Below are 21,400 nucleotides of genomic sequence, written 5' to 3' on the forward strand. Positions count from 1 at the left end.
GCCCTGCGGCATCCTGCGCGCATGCAGACGGAGCTGAGCAACAGGCTGGGCGCGGAGCACGCCGTCTTCGGGTTCACCCCCTTCCCGGCGGTTGCCGCGGCGATCACCCGGGCCGGCGGGTTCGGGGTGCTCGGCGCGGTCCGCTACACCGCGCCGGACGCCCTCGCCCGCGACCTCGACTGGATGCAGGAGCACACCGACGGACTGCCGTACGGGCTCGACGTCGTGATGCCCGCCAAGAAGGTGGAGGGCGTCGGCGAGGCCGACATCGAGGCGATGATCCCGGACGGGCACCGCCGGTTCGTCGACGGACTCCTCGACAAGTACGGCGTACCGCCGCTCGCCGAGGGCGAGGCGTCCGGATGGCGGATCACCGGCTGGATGGAACGGGTCGCCCGCACCCAGCTCGACGTCGCCTTCGACTACCCGATCGCGCTGCTCGCCAACGCCCTGGGCCCACCACCCCCCGACGTCGTCCACCGCGCCCACGACCAGGGCATCCTGGTCGCCGCCCTGGCCGGCAGCCCCCGGCACGCCCGGCACCACAAGGCCGCCGGCATCGACATCGTCGTCGCCCAGGGCTACGAGGCCGGCGGGCACACCGGCGAGATCGCCACCATGGTCCTCACCCCCGAGGTGGTGGCCGCCGTCGACCCGCTGCCGGTGCTCGCGGCCGGCGGCATCGGCAGCGGCGAGCAGATCGCCGCCGGACTCGCCCTGGGCGCCCAGGGCGTCTGGCTCGGCTCGATATGGCTGACCACCCGGGAGGCCGAACTCCACTCCCGGCGGCTGACCGCCAAACTGCTCGCCGCCGGCCCGGGCGACACCGTCCGCTCCCGCGCCCTGACCGGCAAACCCGCCCGCCAGCTGCGCACCGAGTGGACCGACGCCTGGGACGACCCGGCCGGGCCCGGACCGCTGCCGATGCCGCTGCAGGGACTGCTGGTCGCCGAGGCGAACTCCCGCATCCAGCGGCACGAGGTCGAACCGCTGCTGGGCACCCCCGTCGGCCAGATCGTCGGCCGGATGAACAGCGAACGCAGCGTCCAGGCCGTCTTCGACGACCTCACCCGCGGCTTCGAGCGGGCCATCGACCGCATCAACCGGATCGCCGGACGCGCCTGACCCCGAGGAGGACAGCGCAATGACCGACTCCCCACCGCCCAACGGCTTCTGGGCACAGGCCGCCGCCGACCCGGACCGTACGGTGCTGATCGCCCCGGACGGCGCGGAGTGGACCGCGGGCCGGCTGCACGCCGCAAGCAACCGGCTGGTCCACGGGCTGCGCGCGGCCGGCCTGGAGCGCGGCGACGCCTTCGCCGTGGTCCTCCCCAACGGCGTGGAGTTCTTCACCGCCTACCTCGCCGCGTCCCAGGCCGGCTTCTACCTCGTCCCGGTCAACCACCACCTCGTCGGCCCGGAGATCGCCTGGATCGTCGCCGACTCCGGGGCGAAGGTGCTGATCGCCCACGAACGGTTCGCCGACGCGGCCCGGCAGGCGGCGGACGAGGCAAAGCTGCCGGCCGCCCGGCGCTACCTGGTCGGCACGGCGGACGGCTTCAGGCCGTACCGCGAACTCCTCGACGGACAGCCCGATTCCGCGCCCGACGGCCGGACGCTGGGCTGGGTGATGAACTACACCTCCGGCACCACCGGACGTCCGCGCGGCATCCGCCGCCCGCTGCCCGGCACCCCGCCCGAGCAGGCCCCTCTCGGCGGTTTCCTCGGCATCTTCGGCATCAAGCCGTTCGACGACAACGTCCACCTGGTCTGCTCGCCGCTCTACCACACCGCCGTCCTGCAGTTCGCCGGCGCCTCGCTGCACCTCGGCCACCGCGTCGTCCTGATGGACAAGTGGACCCCCCAGGGCATGCTGGCCCTGATCGACCGGCACCGCTGCACCCACACCCACATGGTGCCCACCCAGTTCCACCGCCTGCTCGCGCTCCCCGAGTCGACCCGGGCGGCCTACGACGTGAGCTCGCTGCGGCACGCCGTCCACGGCGCCGCCCCCTGCCCCGACCACGTCAAACGCGCCATGATCGACTGGTGGGGCGGCTGCGTCGAGGAGTACTACGCGGCGAGCGAGGGCGGCGGCGCCTTCGCGACGGCCGAGGACTGGCTGAAGAAACCCGGAACGGTCGGCAGGGCCTGGCCGATCAGCGAACTGGCGGTCTTCGACGACGACGGCAACCGCCTGCCGCCCGGTGAACTCGGCACCGTCTACATGAAGATGACCACCGGCGGCTTCCGTTACCACAAGGACGAGGGCAAGACCCGGAAGAACCGGATCGGGGACTTCTTCACCGTCGGCGACCTCGGGTACCTCGACGAGGACGGCTACCTCTTCCTCCGCGACCGCAAGATCGACATGATCATCTCGGGCGGGGTGAACATCTACCCCGCCGAGATCGAATCCGCCCTGCTCGGCCACCCCGCCGTCGCCGACGCCGCGGCCTTCGGCATCCCGCACGACGACTGGGGCGAGGAGGTCAAGGCCGTGGTCGAACCCGCCGAGGGCCACGAGCCCGGGCCCGGCCTGGCCGCCGACATCCTGGCGCACTGCGCACGCCGACTCGCCGGCTACAAACGTCCCAAGTCGGTCGACTTCATCGCCGTCATGCCGCGCGACCCCAACGGCAAGCTGTACAAGCGCCGGCTCCGCGACCCCTACTGGGAGGGCCGGGAGCGGGCCGTGTAGCGGTACTTGACCTCGCACCGGTCCGCCCGCAGGATCCCGCCATGACGGATGTGCGCAGCAGCACGGTGGACGGGATCCTGCGACGGAGCGCCCGGCGGGTGCCGCACCGCACGGCGGTCCGGTACGGCGACCGGACCTGGACCTACCGGGAACTCGACGAAGCCGCATCGGCCGCCGCCGCGGTGCTCCGTGGATCCGGCCTCGGCCCCGGCGACCGGGTCGGCTCCTACGGCCACAACTCCGACGCCTACCTCATCGGCTTCCTCGGCTGCGCCCGCGCCGGGCTCGTCCACGTGCCCATGAACCACCACCTCACCGGCGACGAGCTGCGCTACCTCGTCGAACAGTCCGGCAGCTCCCTCGTCCTGGCCGATCCGCAGCTCGCCGGGCGGCTGCCGGACCCCGCCCGCGTCCTGCCGCTGCGCGACACCGACGACTCGCTGCTGGCCCGGCTGCGCACCGCGCCCGCAGACCCGGACCCCGGGACGACGCCGGACTCCGACGATCTGGTCCAGCTCCTCTACACCTCCGGCACCACCGCCCTGCCCAAGGGCGCGATGATGACCCACCGCGCCCTCGTGCACGAGTACGTCAGCGCGATCACCGCCCTGGACCTGAAGGAGGGGGACCGCCCGGTCCACTCCCTGCCGCTCTACCACTCCGCGCAGATGCACGTCTTCCTGCTGCCCTATCTGGCGGTCGGCGCGGAGAACACGATCCTCGACGCCCCCGACCCGGAGCAGATCCTCGACCTGGTCGAGGCGGGCCGGGCGGACAGCCTCTTCGCACCGCCCACGGTGTGGATCGGCCTGTCGCAGCACCCCGGGTTCGCCGACCGCGACCTGACCGCCCTGCGCAAGGCGTACTACGGCGCCTCGATCATGCCGGTGCCGGTCCTCGAACGGCTCCGCGCCCGGCTGCCCGGCCTGGCCTTCTACAACTGCTTCGGGCAGAGCGAGATCGGACCGCTGGCCACCGTGCTGGGACCGGACGAGCACGAGGGCCGGATGGACTCCTGCGGGCGACCGGTGCTGTTCGTCGAGGCGCGGGTGGTCGACGAGTCGGGCCGGGAGGTGCCCGACGGCATCCCGGGCGAGGTCGTCTACCGCTCCCCGCAGCTGTGCACCGGCTACTGGGACAAGCCCGAGGAGACCGCCGAGGCGTTCCGCGACGGCTGGTTCCACTCCGGCGACCTGGCCGTCCGGGACGCGGAGGGCTACTTCACCGTGGTGGACCGGGTCAAGGACGTCATCAACTCCGGTGGGGTGCTGGTCGCCTCGCGCCAGGTGGAGGACGTGCTCTACGCCCACCCCCAGGTGGCCGAGGTCGCGGTCATCGGGCTGCCCGACGAGCGGTGGATCGAGGCGGTGACCGCGGTGGTCGTACGGCGTCCGGACGGGGGCCCGGTCGGGGAGCAGGAACTGATCGAGACGGCCCGGGCCCGGCTCGCGCCGTTCAAGGCCCCCAAACGGGTGGTGTTCGTGGACGCGTTGCCGCGCAACGCCAGCGGCAAGGTCCTCAAGCGGGAGCTCCGGGAACGGTTCGCGGGGTCCTGAGCCGGGCGGCGCGCGCGGCGCGCGGAACGCGTGCGAGGGCGGCTGTCAGTGCCCCCTGCCATGCTGAAAACGTGGCCGGGGAACAGCCGGCCGACGGCCCCTGCACGTCTCGTTCGCACGACGGAGGACACCATGCTGACCACCCGTTACGTCCCCGGCACCCCCAACTGGCTCGACCTGGGCACACCCGACGTCGACGCCGCCGTCGCCTTCTACTCCGCCGTCTTCGGCTGGCGCATCCGGTCCGCCGGCCCGGAGTCCGGCGGCTACGGCTTCTTCCAGCTCGACGGCAAGACGGTCGGCGCCGTCGGCCCGCTCACCGAGGAGGGCGCGAGCCCGGCGTGGACGGCGTACTTCCACACCAGCGACGCGGACGCCACGACCAAGGCGGTGGAGCAGGCCGGCGGCGCGGTGCGGGTCCCGCCGACGGACGTCTTCACGGCCGGCCGGATGGCCGCCTACACCGATCCGACCGGCGCCGACTTCGCGGTCTGGCAGCCCGGTGACGTCCAGGGCCTGGAGGTGGTCATGGAGCCCAACACCCTGTGCTGGACGGAGCTGTACACCACCGACGTGGCCATGGCGAAGGGCTTCTACCGCTCGGTGTTCTCCTGGAGCTTCCAGGACATGCCGGTGGGCGGCGACCGGTTCTACTCCATCGTCTCCTCGCCGGGCGGCGGCGAGGGCGAGGACACCGGCCAGGGCGGCGTCATGCAGCTGGCGGAGGAGAATCTGGCGGCCGGTTCGGCGTCGGAGTGGCACCCGTACTTCGGCGTGACCGACTGCGACGCGACCTACGCCGCCGCCCTCGACCACGGCGCCACGGTCCTCATCCCGCCGACCACCGCCCCCGGCGTCGGCCGGCTGGCGATGGTGACGGACCCGGCCGGCGCCCCGTTCGCCCTGATCAAGGGGGACCCGGAGATGACCTGAGCGGTCAGGCGGTGTCCCGCGGCCGGGCGTCCACGATCCGCTTGATCTTGCCCACCGAGCGCTCCAGCGTCTCCGGATCGACGATCTCCACGGCGACCGACACCCCGATCCCCTCCTTGACCCCGCGCGCGATCAACCCCACGGCTGCCGTGCGTGCCTCGGGGGTGGCATCGGGGCGGGCCTCGGCGCGCACGGTCAGATGGTCCATCCGGCCCTCGCGGGTGAGCCGCAGCTGGAAGTGCGGGGCGACCCCGGGCGTGCGCAGCACGATCTCCTCGACCTGCGCCGGGAAGAGATTGACCCCGCGCAGAATGATCATGTCGTCGCAGCGCCCGGTGATCTTCTCCATCCGGCGGAAGGCCGGCCGGGCGGTGCCCGGCAGCAGCCGGGTCAGATCGCGGGTGCGGTAGCGGACGACCGGCATCGCCTCCTTGGTGAGCGAGGTGAAGACCAGCTCGCCGTGCTCACCGTCCGGCAGCACCTCACCGGTGACCGGGTCGACCACCTCCGGATAGAAGTGGTCCTCCCAGATGTGCAGCCCGTCCTTGGTCTCCACGCACTCCTGGGCGACCCCCGGGCCCATCACCTCCGACAGCCCGTATATGTCCACGGCGTCGATCGCGAACCGCTCCTCGATCTCGCGGCGCATCTGCTCGGTCCAGGGCTCGGCGCCGAAGATGCCGACCTTGAGCGAGGTCGTCCGCGGATCGATGCCCTGCCGCTCGAACTCGTCCAGCAGGGTGAGCATGTACGACGGCGTGACCATGATGATCTCGGGCCGGAAGTCCTGGATGATCTGCACCTGCCGGCCGGTCATCCCGCCGGACGCCGGGACGACCGTGCAGCCCAGCCGCTCCGCGCCGTAGTGCGCGCCCAGCCCGCCGGTGAACAGCCCGTAGCCGTAGGCGATGTGCACCGTGTGGCCGGGCCGGCCGCCGGCCGCGCGGATCGAGCGGGCGACCACGTCCGACCAGTGGTCGAGGTCGCGTGCGGTGTAGCCGACCACGGTCGGGCGGCCGGTGGTGCCGCTGGAGGCGTGGATGCGCCGCACCTCCTCCCTGGGGACCGCGAACATCCCGAAGGGGTACTGCGCGCGCAGGTCGTCCTTGACCGTGAACGGGAAACGGGCCAGGTCACCGAGCGTTCGGCAGTCCTCGGGGCGCACCCCGGCCCGGTCGAACGCCTCGCGGTAGAAGGGCACATGGTCATAGGCGTGACGCAACGAGGCGCGCAGCCGGGTCAGCTGGAGGTCCCGCAGGGCGTCCGGCGCGAGCCGCTCCGCGTCGTCGAAGCCCGTGCTGTCCGTCGCCCTGCCCGTGGCCGCTTCCGGCATGAGTGTCACCGCCTCGTCTCCCCTACCGATCATTCGGTAGCTGCATGCTGATCCAAGTAATCAGCGCGCGGCGAACACGTCAAGGGGCGTGGCGCAGGCGGCCCCCGGGTAGCGTCCAGCGCATGAGTGACGTCCGGAAAGTGCAGGTAGGTGACGTTCGGCTGGCATACCGGGTGTGGGGAGAGGAGGACGCGCCCCCGGTCGTGCTGCTGCACTGCCTCGGCGAGGACGGCGAGGACTGGCGCGGCGTGGTCGGCCGGCTCGCCGGCACCCACCGGGTCTTCGCCCTCGACCAGCGCGGCCACGGGCACAGCGACTGGCCGGGGGAGTACGGCTTCGTGCGCTGGCGGGACGATGTGATCGGCTTCCTCCAGGCGCTCGGGCTGAAGCGGGTGACCCTCATCGGCCACTCGGTCGGCGCGGTGGCCGCCCTGCTGCTGGCCGCCGACCGTCCCGAGCTGGTGGACCGGCTCATCCTGGAGGAGGCCGCCCCGCCGCTCCCCGCCGACCCGCCGCAGGAGGCACCCGAGGAGCCGGCCGGCCCACCGGCGTTCGACTGGCGCGCCAAGACGGCGGTGGTGGCCGAGCGCAACGCCCCCGACCCGCAGTGGTGGGAGTGCCTGCCGCGGATCACCGCCCCCACCCTCGTCATCGGCGGCGGCCCCACCAGCCCCATCCCGCAGGAGCACCTCGCCGAGATGGCGGCCCGGATCCCCGACGCCCGCCTGGTGACCGTCGAGGGCGCCGGCCACCTCGTCCACGAGGACCGCCCGGGCGAGTTCCTCGCCGCGGTCACCTCGTTCCTGCCGCCCCCGCTGTAGCCCGCCGCGCGGACCCGCCGCCGGCGGGCGGGCGGGCCGTCTAGGCTCACGGCCGTACGCCCTCCCGCGTACGGCCCGCCCGGGGAACTCCCCTCGGCCGGCCCCAGGTTCGAGAAAGGCCGACCGTGCAGCCGACCCGCCCGATGCGCCGCGCACTGATCGCCGGCGCCGCCGCGACCCTGCTCCTCACCGGGGCCGGCGGCGCCGTCGCGGCACCCGCCGCCCCCTCGCCCGCGGCCCCGGCCGCCGCCCGCGCGCACTCCCCGTACGACATGCTCCGCCCGCTCGCCGAGCTGTCCGCGGAGCGGCTGGCCACCGGCGATCTGGTGGCCGCGGCAAAGTGGGGCACCGGCAGTCCGATCGACGATCCGGCCCGTGAGCAGCAGGTGCTGGACGCGGTGGCGGAGCAGGCCCGGCAGCTCGGCGCCGATCCGGCCGTGACGGTGCGGATCTTCCGGGACCAGATCGAGGCCAACAAGATCGTGCAGCGCGGACTGCACCGCCGCTGGGACGCCGACCCGTCGCAGGCCCCGGCCGAGCGCCCCGACCTGGGCGAGGTCCGCAAGGAGATCAACCGCATCAACACCGAGCTGGTGCGGGCCATCGCCGCCTCCGCGCCGGCCCGCTCGGTACCGTCCTGCCGCCCGCTGCTGACCGTGGCCGGCGCCCGGGTGCGCCACGCGCGCCACCTGGACCCGCTGCACACCGTGGCGCTGGCCCGCTCGCTGGCGTCGGTGTGCGGGGCGGCCGGCTGACCGGCGGCCACCCGCCGCCGGGGGGAACGGGAGGGCGGGGGCCGAGGCCCCTCACGCCCCCCGTTCGCCCGCCGCCACCGCCTTCGCCCAACGGTAGTCGGCCTTGCCGCTCGGGGAGCGCTGGATGCGGTCGGTGAAGACCACCGCGCGCGGGACCTTGTAACCGGCCAGCCGGGTGCGGCAGTGGGCCTGGAGGGCGGGAAGGTCCAACGGCGCGCTGCCGTCGCGGAGTTGCACCACCGCGGCGACCCGGTTGCCCCACCGCTCGTCCGGAACGCCCGCCACCAACGCGTCGTAGACGTCCGGATGGGCCTTCAGTGCCTGCTCGACCTCCTCCGGATAGACCTTCTCGCCACCGGAGTTGATGCACTGCGAGCCCCGGCCGAGGACGGTGACGATGCCCTCCTCGTCGACCGTGGCCATGTCGCCCAGCAGCACCCACCGCTCACCTCCCGCCTCGAAGAACGTCTCGGTGGTCTTCGCCGGGTCGTTGTAGTAGCCCAGCGGTACGTGCCCGCGCTGGGCGAGGCGCCCCACCTCGCCGGCCGGCACCGGCTCGTGCGTCGCCGGGTCCACCACGGCGGTACGGGAGTTGACGCGCAGCCGGAAGCCCTTGGCCGGGCCCGAGTCGTCGGTGGCGGTGCCGTTGAAGCCGGACTCCGAGGAGCCGAAGTTGTTGAGCAGCATCGCGTGTGGCACCAGCGCGGCGAACTGGGCGCGTACGGTCTCGGAGAGGATCGCGCCCGAACTGCTGACGCTGAACAGCGAGGAGCAGTCGGTGCCCTTGAGCGGCCCGGAAAGCGCATCGACGAGCGGGCGCAGCATCGCGTCACCCACCAGCGAGACGCTGGTGACCCGCTCCCGCTCGATGGTCCGCAGCACCTCCTCGGGCACGTACTTGCGGTGCAGGACGACCTTCTGGCCGAAGTGGAAGGCGATGAACGCGGTCAGGGTCGAGGTGCCGTGCATCAGCGGGGGAGTGGGGAAGAAGACGATCCCCTCGCCGCCCGCCGCGACCCGTTCGGCCAGCTCCTGCGGCCGGGTGACCGGATCGCCGGTCGGTGCGCCGCCGCCCATGCCGGAGAAGAAGAGGTCTTCGTGCCGCCACATCACGCCCTTGGGCATACCGGTGGTGCCGCCGGTGTAGATGACGATCTGGTCGTCGGCGGAGCGCGGCCCGAAGCCGCGGGCCGGTGAGCCGGACGCCTCGGCGTCCGCGAGCGCGACCGGCGCGACCGCGGGCTCCGGGGCGCCGTCCGGCGGGGTGCCGACCCGGACCAGGTGCCGCAGTCGCGGCGCCTGCGGCAGGGCGGCGGCCACCCGGTCGGTGAACTCCGCGTCGAAGACCAGCCCCACCAGGTCGGCGTCCCGGTAGAGGTACACCAACTCCTCTTCTACGTAACGGTAGTTGACGTTCACCGGCACGGCGCGGATCTTCAGGCACGCGTACACCGCCTGGAGGTAGGGGACGCCGTTGTAGAGGTGCAGCCCGACGTGGTCCCCGGGGCCGATGCCCCGGCCGGCGAGGTGGTGGGCCAGCCGGTTGGCGGCGCGGTCCAGCTCCGCGTACGTCAGCCGCCGTTCCGTGCCGGTCCCCGGGTGGTCGAGGTACACCAGGGCCTCGCGGTCGGGAACGGTGTCCACGATCGACTCGAAGAGGTCGGCAAGGTTGTACTCCACGTCTCCTCCAGACCGGGCGGCATCGGCGCAGGGGAGTCCGCGGCACCGGACCCCGGCGGTCATTAGAGCGCCGCGGACAGGAGCAGGGAAGGGGCCCGGCGCAAGTAATCTGACTACCTGTCAGAAAAGCCTTGAACTCGCCGTGCGGCTACTGCAACCTGTTCTCGTTCCTGCAGACGGGAGACCGCAATGGGTGGGACGGAACACCTCACCGTGCAGCGCGAAGGCGCCACACTGGTGCTCACGCTCAACAGGCCCGACGCCAAGAACGCACTCTCGCTCCCCATGCTCGTCGGCCTGTACGACGGCTGGGTGGCGGCCGACGAGGACGACGCCGTCCGCTCGATCGTGCTCACCGGCGCCGGCGGCGCGTTCTGCGCCGGGATGGACCTCAAGGCCCTGGCCGGGAAGGGCATGGCCGGGCAGCAGTACCGCGACCGGCTCACCGCCGACCCCGACCTGCACTGGAAGGCGATGCTGCGCCACCACCGCCCGCGCAAGCCGGTGATCGCCGCCGTCGAGGGGGCCTGCGTCGCGGGCGGCACGGAGATCCTCCAGGGCACCGACATCCGGGTCGCCGGCGAGTCCGCCGCCTTCGGCCTCTTCGAGGTCGCACGCGGACTGTTCCCCATCGGTGGCTCCACGGTCCGCCTGCAGCGCCAGATCCCCCGCACCCACGCCCTGGAGATGCTGCTCACCGGCCGCCCCTACAACGCCCGGGAGGCCGCGGACATCGGGCTGATCGGCCATGTCGTCCCCGACGGCACGGCGCTCGCCAAGGCCCTGGAGATCGCCGAGCAGATCAACGCCTGCGGCCCGCTCGCCGTGGAGGCCGTCAAGGCCTCGGTGTACGAGACCGCCGAGCTGACCGAGACCGACGGCCTCGCCGCCGAACTCCGGCGCGGCTGGCCGGTCTTCGACACCGCCGACGCCAAAGAGGGCGCCCGCGCCTTCGCGGAGAAGCGACCGCCCGTGTACAAGCGCGCCTGATCCCGAGGAGAACCTTCGATGCCCGACGTCCTCAACGCCCCGCTCGTCGTCGAATTCCCCTTCACCCGCTCCCTCGGCCCCGTCCAGCGCGCCTTCCTCACCGGCCTGCGCGAACGCGTCGTCCTCGGTGCGCGGACCGGTGACGGCCGCATCCTGGTCCCGCCCGTCGAGTACGACCCCGTCACCGCCGAGGAGATCCGCGGCCTCGGCGGCCTCGTCGAAGTGGCCCCCACCGGCACGGTCACCACCTGGGCCTGGAACCCCGAGCCCCGCCGCGGCCAGCCCCTCGGCACGCCGTTCGCCTGGGTCCTGGTCCGCCTCGACGGCGCCGACACCGCCCTGCTGCACGCGCTCGACGCCCCGGCCCCCGAGGCGGTGCACACCGGCATGCGGGTCCGCATCCGCTGGGCCGAGGACCGGAAGGGCGCCATCACGGACATCGCCTGCTTCGAGCCGTACGACGGCGATCCGGCCGAACCCGCTGGCCACACCGGCGAGTTCGAGGACACCGTCACCGGCATCGTCGCCCCCGCCCGCCTCGACTACGTCCACTCGCCCGGCCGCGCCCAGTCCGGATACCTCCACGCCCTCGCCGAGCGGCGGACCGTGGGCGAACGCTGCCCCTCCTGCCGGAAGGTCTACGTCCCGCCCAGGGGCGCCTGCCCCACCTGCGGCGTCGCCACCTCCGACCAGGTCGAGGTGGGCCCGCGCGGCACCGTCACCACCTTCTGCATCGTCAACATCAAGGCGAAGAACTTGGACATCGAGGTCCCGTACGTCTACGCCCACATCGCCCTCGACGGCGCCGACCTCCCGCTGCACGGGCGCATCGGCGGCATCCCGTACGACCAGGTGCGGATGGGCCTGCGCGTCGAGCCGGTGTGGACCGAAGGGGGCCGCCACCCCGACCACTACCGGCCGACCGGCGAACCCGACGCGGAGTACGACACCTACAAGGAGCTGGTATGACCCGTGAGATCGCGGTCGTCGCCTTCGCCCAGACCGACCACCGGCGCACCAGCGACGAGCTCTCCGAGGTGGAGATGCTCCTCCCGGTGCTGCACGAGGTCCTCGACCGGACCGGCCTGAGGACCGGCGACATCGGCTTCACCTGCTCCGGCTCCTCCGACTACCTCGCCGGCCGCGCCTTCTCCTTCACCATGGCCCTCGACGGTGTGGGCGCCTGGCCGCCGATCTCCGAGTCGCACGTCGAGACGGACGGCGCCTGGGCCCTGTACGAGGCGTGGACGAAGCTGCTCACCGGGGACGCCGACACCGCTCTCGTCTACGCGTACGGCAAGTCCTCGCCCGGCTCCGTACGCGACGTCCTGACCCGCCAGCTCGACCCGTACTACCTCGCGCCCCTGTGGCCGGACTCCGTCGCGCTCGCCGCGCTCCAGGCGCAGGCACTCATCGACGCGGGCGAGACGGACGAGCCGGCGCTCGCGGCGATCGGGGCCCGCAGCCGGGCGACCGACAACGTCCATGCCCAGCTCAAAGGCCCCGTGCCACAAGGGAATTACGTCGTACGCCCGCTGCGGACCGGCGACTGCCCGCCCATCGGCGACGGCGCCGCCGCCGTGATCCTCGCCGCGGGGGACCGGGCCAGGGAACTCTGCGCCCGGCCCGCCTGGATCCGCGGCATCGACCACCGCATCGAGGCGCACGCCCTCGGCGTCCGCGACCTGACCGACTCGCCGTCCACCCGGCTGGCCGCCGAGAAGGCCGGCGCCTTCGAACGTCCGCTGGACACCGCCGAGTTGCACGCGCCGTTCAGCTCGCAGGAGGTCGTCCTGCGCAAGGCCCTGGGGCTCGACGACTCCGTGCGGGTCAACCCGTCCGGCGGGGCCCTCGCCGCCAACCCGATCATGGCCGCCGGGCTCCTCCGCATCGGGGAGGCGGCCGCCGGGATACACCGGGGCACCTCCGACCGCGCCCTCGCCCACGCCACCTCCGGCCCCTGCCTGCAACAGAACCTGGTCGCCGTCCTCGAAGGGGATCCCCGATGAGCAAGGAGCCCGTGGCCGTCGTAGGCATCGGCCAGACCAAGCACGTGGCGGCGCGCCGGGACGTGTCGATCGCCGGACTCGTCCGCGAGGCCGCCCGACGCGCCCTGGACGACGCGGAGTTGACCTGGTCCGACATCGACGCCGTGGTCATCGGCAAGGCGCCCGACTTCTTCGAGGGCGTCATGATGCCCGAGCTCTACCTCGCCGACGCGCTCGGCGCGGTCGGCAAGCCGATGCTGCGGGTGCACACCGCCGGCTCGGTCGGCGGCTCGACCGCCCTGGTCGCCGCCCACCTCGTGGCGGGCCGCGTCCACGGCACGGTCCTCACGCTCGCCTTCGAGAAGCAGTCGGAGTCCAACGCGATGTGGGGCCTGTCGCTCCCCGTCCCCTTCCAGCAGCCGCTCCTCGCCGGCGCCGGCGGCTTCTTCGCCCCGCACGTCCGCGCCTACATGCGCCGCACCGGCGCCCCCGACACCGTCGGCTCCCTGGTCGCCTACAAGGACCGCCGCAACGCCCTCAAGAACCCCTACGCCCACCTCCACGAGCACGACATCACCCTGGAGAAGGTCCAGTCCTCGCCCATGCTCTGGGACCCGATCCGCTACTCCGAGACCTGCCCCTCCTCCGACGGCGCCTGCGCGATGATCCTCACCGGCCGGGAAGGCGCCGCGCGCGCCCCGCACCCGCCGGCCTGGATGCACGGCGGGGCGATGCGCAGCGAGCCCACCCTCTTCGCCGGCAAGGACTTCGTCTCCCCGCAGGCCGGCAAGGACTGCGCGGCCGACGTCTACCACCAGGCCGGCATCACCGACCCGCGCCGGCAGATCGACGCGGTGGAGATGTACGTCCCCTTCAGCTGGTACGAACCCATGTGGCTGGAGAACCTCGGCTTCGCCGACGAGGGCGAGGGCTGGAAGCTCACCGAGTCCGGCGTCACCGAACTCGACGGGGACCTCCCGGTCAACCCCTCCGGCGGCGTCCTGTCCACCAACCCCATCGGCGCCTCCGGCATGATCCGGTTCGCCGAGGCGGCGCTGCAGGTGCGCGGCCGCGCGGGCGAACACCAGGTCGACGGCGCCCGCCGGGCCCTCGGGCACGCCTACGGCGGCGGCTCGCAGTTCTTCGCCATGTGGCTGGTCGGCGCCGAACCGCCCGCCACCTGACGGACGCACCGGCCCGGCCCGCCACGTCCTCTGTCCGACCCGCGGGACAGTGGCTAGGCTGGCCGCGGACGACCGAACCGGGAGGAGCGGCGACGTGGCCGACAGCATCACCGAGCAGCGGCTCGCGGGCGGGCCCAGGCCCGATCTCGACCTGTCCCAGGCCGAGTGGCAGTCCGGCAGCCAGGGCGTGGGCGACGTCCAGATCGCCTTCGTCGAGGGCTACATCGCGATGCGCAACCGCCGCAGCCCGGAGATCCCGGCGCTGATCTTCAGCCCCGCCGAGTGGCGCGCCTTCGTCCTCGACGCCCGCGACGGGGAGTTCGACCTGACGTAGGCGCGGCGCCGGCCGCTGTCAGGTGAGCACCACGCACCCGTTCGCGCGCAGCGCCCGGACCGGCTCCGCACCGTCGTCCACGGCGTTCCAGCGCAGATCCAGCTTCTCCAGTGCGGGGAGCCGGGTGATCCACCGCGGCAGCTCCGTGATCCGGTTGCCGCGCAGATCGAGCCGGGCCAGCCGGCGCAGCGTGCGCACCGCCTCCGGCACGCCGGGCAGGGCGTTGTCGCGCAGCTCCAGCACCCGCAGCTCGTGCAGCGCGGCGACGTGCGCGGGCAGCCCGGTCAGCGCATTGCCGCCCAGCCACAGCTCACGCAGCCGCCCGAGCCGGCCCACCGATGGCGGGAGTCCGGTCAACCTCGCCTTCTGAGCGCGGAGTTCGACCAGCGCGGTCATCTCGCCCAGCGTGTCCGGCAGCCGGCCGAGCGGGTTCTCGCCGACGTTGAGGTAGCCCAGCCGGTCCAGCCGGCCGAGAGTGTCCGGCAGGGCGGTGAGGCGGTTGTCGTGCAGATAGAGGTAGCGGGTCAGGCCGGTCAGCCCGCCGATCTCCGCGGGGACCGCGGTCAGCGCGTTGTGGCCGAGGTCGAGGGTGTGCAGCGCACGCAGCCCGCCCAGTGCCGCCGGAACCGAGGTCAGCGCGTTGTCGGCGAGGATCAGCACCTCCCAGTCCGTGCGCTGCCACACCTCGGGCGGCACCGAACCCAGCCCGGCCTTCCAGTAGTTGAGCGTGCGGGGCGGCGCGGACATGCGGAGCCCTTTCGGGAGGAGGGGGAGGGGAGTCTCGCGTCTCGGGGCAGGGGCTGTCTACGGCCAGTCCAGCAGGTCCGGCAACGGGGCAGGGCGGCTCGCGCGGCGGCAGTCCAGCGGCCGGTGCGGGGCGCGGCCGGCCAGCCAGGCCGCCAGGTCGGTGCGGCGGCCGCGTACGGTCACCTCGGGCGCGCCGGCGTCGCCGTACTCCCGCCGGAACGCCTCGTCGGTGGCCTCCAGCACCAGGCGCAGATCCTTCGGGGCGCGCGGCGCCAGATGGCTCAGCAGGTGGTGGCACAGCCCGTGCGGCCAGTCCTGCGGGCCGTGGCCGAGCCGGGCGTCCGCCGTGTGGATCTCCAGCTCCCGCCACCAGGCCCACAGCACCGTGCGCAGATCGCCGTCCCGGTAGCGCACCGGGCGCGACCAGTCGGCCGGACCGACCGCCGCCCAGGCCGCAAAGGACTCGTCCAGCGCGGCCCCCACCGCCTCCCGGAGCGCCGCGGCGTCCCGTACCGCACCGGCCTCGATACCGGCGGCCCGCTCCGCGCGCCCGCCGTCGTACAGCTCGACCAGCTCACCGCGCAGCGCGTACCGGGCCTGGCGGGCGGTGGCGCGGGCGATGCCCTCGATGTGCGCGAGGACATGGGCGCGGGACCAGCCGGGCAGGGCGCTCGGTGCGCGTACCGCGGCGTCCGTGAGCCCGGGCAGCAGCGCCCGCAACCGCTCCTGGCCCGCCTCGATCTCCGCGCGGACCTCTTCGGCCGACGGGGTGGGTTCCGGCACGGTCTCTTCCGGTGCGGTGGATTCCGACGTCACGGCCACAGCAGCTCCTTCGTCCAGTTCTCGCCGGTCCGGCGGCGGGCCGGCCGGGTGCCGAACACCAGGAGGCCGCACCGCAGTTGACGGAGATCGGCCATGTTCCCCCCTGGAGTTCCCTTCCGAACCTAATGGTTGCAGATGACGTTACCATTAGCTCCATGACCGCAACACGGCTCGCACTGGATCTCGCCGTCACCATCCGCCACGACGGCCACGGCGGTGTCACCGACGACCTGGCCCACCCGGACGGACTCACCGCCTGGATCGCCGAGCGGGCCGCCCTGCTCGACTGCGCCGCCGACCCGGTCACCGCCGACCCGGCGCTGCACACCGCCGTACGCGACCTGCGCGCCGCGGTCCGCGCGCTCTTCGCCCGCGCCGTCCGCCCCGGACCGCCCAGCTCCGCCGACGCCCACCGGCTGCTCCCCGAGGACACCGCCCTGCACCGCCTGAACAGCGCCGCCGCCCTCGTCCCCACCTCCCCCCGGCTCAGCTGGGAGCCCGGCGTCCCGCCCGCACTGCGGCTGCACCCGCACGGAGCCCCGCCCGCCGCGGACCGGATCGTGGCCGCACTGGCCCGCGCCGCCCTCACCTTCCTCGCCGGCCCCGACCGCACCCGGCTGCGCGCCTGCCCCGCCCCGCGCTGCGTCCGCTACTTCGTCAAGGAACACGGCCGCCAGGAATGGTGCAGCCCCTCCTGCGGCAACCGCGCCCGGGTCGCCCGCCACAGCGAGCGGCACAAGGAAGGACGGCGCGACCCCTCGTAAGGTGGGCGGCATGACCGGTGAACGCGATCTTCCGACCCTGCTGAGCGGGATGCGCCCCGAACTGAAGGAGGGCCGGTACGTCTTCACGGCCGTGCGCGGCGCGATCCCCGCCGGACTCGCACCCGTCGTCACCGTCGCCGAACCCGAAGGACTGACCCTCGTCCTGCGCCAGGAGGAGGCCGACCGCGCCGGCCTGCCGTACGACTACGTCGCCGGCTGGATCACCCTGCGGGTGCACTCCGCGCTGGACGCCGTCGGGCTCACCGCCGCCGTCGCCACCGTCCTCGCCGACGCCGGCCTCAGCTGCAACGTCGTCGCCGGCTTCCACCACGACCACCTCTTCGTGCCCTATGAAGCGGCCGACGAGGCACTGCGCCGCCTCGGTGAACTGGCCGTACGCGACTGAACCCCGGCACCCCGCACACCGGCCCGCCCCACCGGCCCCGAGGGCCGCCCACCACCCCGACGTCCGGCGCGGCGAGCCCCGCCGGGCCACGTACGATGGCGGCATGTCCTTCCTCCGCCGCCGCAGCGCAGCCACGCCCGCCGGTCCCGACTTCGACGTTCTCGCCATGGACCCGGGGGACTGGCCGGGCAACCTGGGCGCCGGGCTGCTGCCCGCACCCGACGGAAGCTGCCAGGGCGTCTTCCTCCGCTACGACCTCTTCGGCGGCCGCGGCCCCGCGATGATCATCGGCAACCTCCCGGAGGGCTCCCCGGCCCGCGAGCTGGACGACGACCAGGTGCCCTTCGAGGTTGCCCAGCTGCTCGCGGCGCTCGGCAACGACGAACCGGTCACGGTCGTCGAGAGCGAGGACACCCCCGTGATGCACGACGACAACCTGCTGATCGTCAAGCGCATCAAGTGCTCCGAGAGCCGCATCTCCTGCGCCCAGTTCGACCGCAGCGACGGCGTCCTGGTCACCATCGCCAGCTGGGACCGCCCGATCACCGACGACCTCTACGCGCTGCTCAAGCCGCTGCCCGCGGAACTCTTCCAGCAGGGCTGACGCCGCACCCGCACGAAAAACCACGCCCGGCGGACGGACCCCGTCCACCGGGCGCGGCGTTTCCCCCGGCCACCCGGGGCTACGAACCCGACCGCCGTACCTCCACGTCGGCCGCCCGCACGTAGCCCACCCGGTGCCCCAGCTGGATCTCGTAGTAGACGTCCTCACCGCGCACGACCGCGTGCTTCGACACGTCGAACGTCGGCGCGTAGAAGTACTCGCCGGTCACCCGGCCGCCGACCGCGTACCGCTGCCCCGCCGTGATCGTGTACGGCAGCGGAGAAACCGACTGGTACGGCACCCCGGCCGGATAGGCGGCCTTCTCCGGGTACGCCCGGCCGTAGACAGGGATCTCCTCCCGGCCGGCCTTCGGGGTGGCGACCAGCCCCTTGGCGTTCACCGCCGTCGGCGCACCGTGCGGATTGCGGAACCACGCGACCTGCCCGAGGTACCAGATCGCGGTCCAGTCACCCTCCCGGCCCGCCAGCGCGAACCGCTGCCCCGCCGTGGCCCGCGCCCCGGTGTCGTTCACCCCGTCCGTCGAGTCGCTGCCGTCCTGGTGCAGCCCGACGTCCTTGACCAGCGGAGCGCTCTCGCTCGGCGCGGTGTGCAGCCGGACCGCCGCGGAACCGTGCGGTGCGCAGGGGGCACCCGGCTTCTCGCAGCCGGTGTAGCGCGGCCGGTTGCGGTCGTAGTCGGGGAGGACGGTGACCAGTCCGCCGTGCTTGCCCGCCGTGGCGTGGAACGGCTTGCCCAGCAGCTCGAAGTAGTGCGCCCAGTCCCAGTACGGCCCGGGATCGGTGTGCATCCCCGGGATCGTGGACGTCGTCGTGCCCGGCACGTTGTCATGGCCCAGGATGTGCTGCCGGTTCAGCGGCACGTCGTACTTGCGGCTCAGATACTTCACCAGCCGGGCCGACGACCGGTACATCGCCTCCGTGTACCAGGCGTCCGGGGCGGCCAGGAAACCCTCGTGCTCGATGCCGATGGAGTGCGAGTTCACGTACCAGTTGCCGGCGTGCCAGGCGACGTCCTTGCCCGGCACGTGCTGGGCGATCAGCCCGTCCGAGGAGCGCACGGTGTAGTTCCAGGACACATAGGTCGGGTCCTTGATCAGCTTCAGCGTGACGTCCCACGACCCCTCGGTGTCATGGATGACGATGGTGTCGACCTTCTGGTCCCGCGGCCGGTCCGCCTTGTCGTGGTTGCCGTAGTCGTGGTCGCCGAACTCCTCGTACGGCGCCGGGACCGACTCGCACGCGACGCTTTCCGGGCACTCCGGCCCACGGTCGCCACCCGGCGCGGAGGCCCGGTCGGCGGCGCCGCCGAGACGTTTCTGCTGCCCGGCGTCCGGGACCAGACCGGGGGCCGCTCGCAGACTGACCCGCTGCCCGGCGTCGGTCGTCCGCGCCCGGCCCTGCCGGATCACCGAGAACACCTCGTCCGCGAACGCCTTGCCGGCGCGCGGATCGTCCTGACCGCCGTAGCGCGCCACCGCCGCGTACCACCGGGCCGGGTCGCCCTCGGCGGACAGCCCGAGCCGGCGCTGCTCCGCCGCGAGCAGCGCCGCCCCGCCCAGCACGTTCGCCGCCGGGTCCGTACGCAACCGCTCGGCCGGCAACCCGGTCAGCCGGGCCGCGGCCGGCAAGGTGCGCAGTCGCGCCGGGAGTTCGGCGGGCAGCGCGGCCCTGAGCGCCGCGCCCCGGGGGACCCGCTTGCGGGGGCGCGAGGCGTCGCCCCGGGCGTCCTCGTCACCCTCGCTGAACTCCGGCGCCCGTGCCAGCGCCGTCCGCGCGTCGGTCAGATGCATCGGGCCGTAGCCCCCGGAGACACTCGGCGCGCCGCCGTGGCCGTCCCACCGCGACTCCAGGTACGAGACGCCGAGCAGCACGCTGCGCGGTACGTGGAAGCGCGCGGCAGCCTCGGTGAAGGCCCGCTGCAGGGCGTCCGTCCGGGGCTGCCCGGCGCTCGCGGACGGTGCTCCGGCAAGCGGCAGCAGCAGCACGGCCGCCGCCACCGCTGTCGTGGACCTGCGCAGGGCGGGGCGATGGGTTCTCTTGTCTTCCGGGGCGGATCCTCGCAAAGCAGCCTCCTCGGTCCGGCCCGAGCCGGGCGGTGTGACGGATGGTGCACCAACGGCTGTACGGGGTGGACCCGAGAGTAGAGCCCCGTGGGGCCCAGAGCCATAGGTGGGCCGACGGACCGTCAAACACCGCACCGGATCGGGATTTCGCATGTCAGGGCATCTCCAGAGGAGCCTTCCCGGACCGCCGCCCGGCCTGCGGGGCGTCAGTGGAATGGACCAATGACGGTGCGGCGCACATGGGTGAGCGGCGCCTCCCGCCACCGGGTGCGCCGCTCACAATCCCCCTCGGGAAGTGCCGTGCAGAAGACACTTCCCCTGGGCGGTCAGCGGGTGCCGACCGCCGCCCGTACCGCACGGCGAGCCATCTGGCAGTCGTCGTGCAGCCGGCGCAGGAGCAGCCGCTGCTCCTCGCCCGCCGTGGGGGCACCGGGCTGTCCCGGGCCCGGAGTCCCCGTTGGCGCGGGTTCGCGCATGGTCCGCTGGACCGCGGTTTCGTAGCGCCGGATCTCCCGGGTGAGGATCAGCATCAGATTCACCAGGAAGGAGTCCCGCGAGGCGGTGCCGGCGTTCTGCGCGAGCTGGCTGATCTGACGGCGCGCCACCGGGGCGTCGCCGAGCACCGACCACAGGGTCGCCAGGTCGTAGCCGGGCAGGTACCAGCCGGCGCTGTCCCAGTCGAGCAGCACCGGCCCGGCGGGCGACAGCAGGATGTTGTTCAGCAGCGCGTCGCCATGATTGAACTGGCCCTGCACGTGCGACAGGCCGTGCATCAGCTTCTGCAGGTCACCCAGGTCGCGGTCGGTGAGCAGCCCCAGGTCGTGGTAGCGGCTGATCCGGTCGGCGTAGTCCAGCGGGGCGTCGAACAGCCCGCCCGGCGGACGCCAGCGGTTGATCTGGCAGACCGCACCGATCGCCGCACGGATGTCCGCCCGGGGCGGCGCCTCGGCGGGGTGCCGGGTCATGGCGGCGACCCGGCCGGGCATCCGCTCCACGATCAGCGTGCAGTTGTCGGGATCCGCCGCCACCAGCCGCGGCACCCGTACCGGCGGACGATGCCGGACGAATGCGCGGTATGCGCTTATTTCCTGCCGGAACCTTTCCGCCCACGCCGGGGACTGGTCCAGTAAACACTTGGCGACCGCGGTCATACGGCCGGTCGTGCCGGCGAGGAGGACGGATCTGCCGCTCCGGCGCAGCACCTGGACCGGATTGAACTCGGGACAGATGCGGTGCACCGAGGCGACCGCGGCGCGCAGCTGTGCGCCCTGGGGCCCGGACAAGTCGAGTCGCCCGCTGAGCGGTTGGGTGCCCGTCCCCGGTGCCCGCCGGGTCCGGCCACCGGAGAGACCGGGGACCGCCCCCGCGGCAGGAGCGGGGGCGAGATACGGCCCGCTTCCCGTCGGGTGTGGGCGGTGCGGCCGGGCGGGGGCGGTCACGGCGGACGATGCTGCATACATGGGTGAGACAGATCCCTTCGTGCGCCGACGAGTTGCGTGCGCTCCCGGCCCGGTGGAGGGAACCCGTGAACGGGCCCCGTGCAGGAGGCCGATCCAGGGTCCCTGTGAAGGGCGCGCACCCTGGGGAATGCGGTCCCGCCACCGGGCCGGGGGCGGCACGTCTACAGAACACTCGGCTGCGGGTGGCAGACCATCTGGCGTGCCCTGGCGAACCCTGGCGAATGGTCGCAGCGCATGTC

General features: G+C 73.2%; 20 protein-coding genes. 14 read left to right on the top strand and 6 right to left on the bottom strand.

Annotated features, from left to right (window positions below; genetic code table 11):
- Positions 1-21: 21 nt before the first annotated feature.
- From AB0G35_RS14850 to AB0G35_RS14865, 4 genes are all read left to right on the top strand, one after another.
- Positions 22-1,125 carry a nitronate monooxygenase family protein gene (locus AB0G35_RS14850; protein WP_360948481.1) on the top strand — a complete coding sequence of 368 codons (1,104 nt, stop codon included), beginning with the start codon at positions 22-24 and terminating at the stop codon, positions 1,123-1,125.
- A 19-nt stretch (positions 1,126-1,144) separates the two neighbouring features.
- Positions 1,145-2,701 (top strand): acyl-CoA synthetase, encoded by a 1,557-nt coding sequence (locus AB0G35_RS14855; protein ID WP_360948483.1) that lies wholly within the window; start codon positions 1,145-1,147, stop codon positions 2,699-2,701.
- Positions 2,702-2,742: 41 nt separating this feature from the next.
- On the top strand, positions 2,743-4,257 hold the full coding sequence (locus tag AB0G35_RS14860; RefSeq protein ID WP_360948485.1) for an acyl-CoA synthetase: 1,515 nt from the start codon (positions 2,743-2,745) through the stop codon (positions 4,255-4,257).
- A 132-nt stretch (positions 4,258-4,389) separates the two neighbouring features.
- The gene (locus AB0G35_RS14865; RefSeq protein WP_360948487.1) at positions 4,390-5,190 is read left to right on the top strand and encodes a VOC family protein; all 801 of its coding nucleotides are present in this window, start codon (positions 4,390-4,392) and stop codon (positions 5,188-5,190) included.
- A gap of 4 nt (positions 5,191-5,194) precedes the next feature.
- Here the strand turns inward: AB0G35_RS14865 and paaK are convergent, their stop codons facing one another.
- The gene (gene paaK / locus AB0G35_RS14870; protein ID WP_360948616.1) at positions 5,195-6,523 is read right to left on the bottom strand and encodes a phenylacetate--CoA ligase PaaK; all 1,329 of its coding nucleotides are present in this window, start codon (positions 6,521-6,523) and stop codon (positions 5,195-5,197) included.
- 122 nt (positions 6,524-6,645) lie between these two features.
- Between paaK and AB0G35_RS14875 the strand changes: the two genes are divergently transcribed.
- Together AB0G35_RS14875 and AB0G35_RS14880 are read left to right on the top strand one after the other, a co-directional pair.
- A complete protein-coding gene (locus tag AB0G35_RS14875; protein ID WP_360948489.1) occupies positions 6,646-7,344 on the top strand; it encodes an alpha/beta hydrolase in 699 nt (232 codons plus the stop codon).
- Positions 7,345-7,469: 125 nt separating this feature from the next.
- Complete coding sequence (locus tag AB0G35_RS14880) at positions 7,470-8,099, top strand: chorismate mutase (protein WP_360948491.1); 630 nt, start codon at positions 7,470-7,472, stop codon at positions 8,097-8,099.
- Between the two features lie 51 nt (positions 8,100-8,150).
- On the opposite strand, the gene AB0G35_RS14885 is transcribed toward AB0G35_RS14880, so the two are convergent.
- Entirely contained in the window at positions 8,151-9,779 is a 1,629-nt protein-coding gene (locus tag AB0G35_RS14885) for an acyl-CoA synthetase (protein WP_360948493.1), read from the bottom strand.
- Positions 9,780-9,968: 189 nt separating this feature from the next.
- Between AB0G35_RS14885 and AB0G35_RS14890 the strand changes: the two genes are divergently transcribed.
- The 5 genes from AB0G35_RS14890 to AB0G35_RS14910 all read left to right on the top strand — a co-directional run bounded on the left by AB0G35_RS14890 (position 9,969) and on the right by AB0G35_RS14910 (position 14,275).
- Positions 9,969-10,769, top strand: coding sequence for a crotonase/enoyl-CoA hydratase family protein (locus tag AB0G35_RS14890; protein ID WP_360948495.1), 801 nt, complete (start codon positions 9,969-9,971; stop codon positions 10,767-10,769).
- An 18-nt stretch (positions 10,770-10,787) separates the two neighbouring features.
- Complete coding sequence (locus tag AB0G35_RS14895; protein WP_360948497.1) at positions 10,788-11,738, top strand: OB-fold domain-containing protein; 951 nt, start codon at positions 10,788-10,790, stop codon at positions 11,736-11,738.
- Complete coding sequence (locus AB0G35_RS14900; RefSeq protein ID WP_360948499.1) at positions 11,735-12,778, top strand: thiolase domain-containing protein; 1,044 nt, start codon at positions 11,735-11,737, stop codon at positions 12,776-12,778. Before AB0G35_RS14895 ends, AB0G35_RS14900 begins: the two co-directional genes overlap by 4 nt.
- A complete protein-coding gene (locus AB0G35_RS14905) occupies positions 12,775-13,941 on the top strand; it encodes a thiolase domain-containing protein (protein WP_360948501.1) in 1,167 nt (388 codons plus the stop codon). The genes AB0G35_RS14900 and AB0G35_RS14905 overlap by 4 nt, the downstream gene beginning before the upstream one ends.
- 94 nt (positions 13,942-14,035) lie before the next feature.
- Positions 14,036-14,275, top strand: a complete 240-nt coding sequence (locus AB0G35_RS14910; RefSeq protein ID WP_360948503.1) for a DUF397 domain-containing protein — start codon at positions 14,036-14,038, stop codon at positions 14,273-14,275.
- Between the two features lie 18 nt (positions 14,276-14,293).
- Here AB0G35_RS14910 and AB0G35_RS14915 read toward each other — a convergent pair whose 3' ends face one another.
- Both AB0G35_RS14915 and AB0G35_RS14920 read right to left on the bottom strand, forming a co-directional pair.
- On the bottom strand, positions 14,294-15,022 hold the full coding sequence (locus tag AB0G35_RS14915) for a leucine-rich repeat domain-containing protein (RefSeq protein WP_360948505.1): 729 nt from the start codon (positions 15,020-15,022) through the stop codon (positions 14,294-14,296).
- Positions 15,023-15,079: 57 nt separating this feature from the next.
- Positions 15,080-15,838 (bottom strand): maleylpyruvate isomerase family mycothiol-dependent enzyme, encoded by a 759-nt coding sequence (locus tag AB0G35_RS14920; protein WP_360948507.1) that lies wholly within the window; start codon positions 15,836-15,838, stop codon positions 15,080-15,082.
- A 161-nt stretch (positions 15,839-15,999) separates the two neighbouring features.
- Between AB0G35_RS14920 and AB0G35_RS14925 the strand changes: the two genes are divergently transcribed.
- The 3 genes from AB0G35_RS14925 to AB0G35_RS14935 all read left to right on the top strand — a co-directional run bounded on the left by AB0G35_RS14925 (position 16,000) and on the right by AB0G35_RS14935 (position 17,618).
- Positions 16,000-16,608 carry an ABATE domain-containing protein gene (locus AB0G35_RS14925; protein ID WP_360948509.1) on the top strand — a complete coding sequence of 203 codons (609 nt, stop codon included), beginning with the start codon at positions 16,000-16,002 and terminating at the stop codon, positions 16,606-16,608.
- 10 nt (positions 16,609-16,618) lie between these two features.
- Complete coding sequence (locus AB0G35_RS14930) at positions 16,619-17,014, top strand: ACT domain-containing protein (RefSeq protein WP_360948511.1); 396 nt, start codon at positions 16,619-16,621, stop codon at positions 17,012-17,014.
- Between the two features lie 103 nt (positions 17,015-17,117).
- The gene (locus tag AB0G35_RS14935; protein ID WP_360948513.1) at positions 17,118-17,618 is read left to right on the top strand and encodes a hypothetical protein; all 501 of its coding nucleotides are present in this window, start codon (positions 17,118-17,120) and stop codon (positions 17,616-17,618) included.
- A gap of 79 nt (positions 17,619-17,697) precedes the next feature.
- Here AB0G35_RS14935 and AB0G35_RS14940 read toward each other — a convergent pair whose 3' ends face one another.
- Positions 17,698-19,701: an N-acetylmuramoyl-L-alanine amidase gene (locus AB0G35_RS14940; protein WP_360948515.1), complete on the bottom strand. Its 2,004-nt coding sequence runs from the start codon at positions 19,699-19,701 to the stop codon at positions 17,698-17,700.
- A gap of 326 nt (positions 19,702-20,027) precedes the next feature.
- Positions 20,028-21,161 carry an aminoglycoside phosphotransferase family protein gene (locus tag AB0G35_RS14945; RefSeq protein ID WP_360948517.1) on the bottom strand — a complete coding sequence of 378 codons (1,134 nt, stop codon included), beginning with the start codon at positions 21,159-21,161 and terminating at the stop codon, positions 20,028-20,030.
- Between the last annotated feature and the right edge of the window lie 239 nt (positions 21,162-21,400).

The organism is Streptomyces sp. NPDC021749 (assembly GCF_040640655.1).
Classification (GTDB): Bacteria; Actinomycetota; Actinomycetes; order Streptomycetales; family Streptomycetaceae; genus Streptomyces.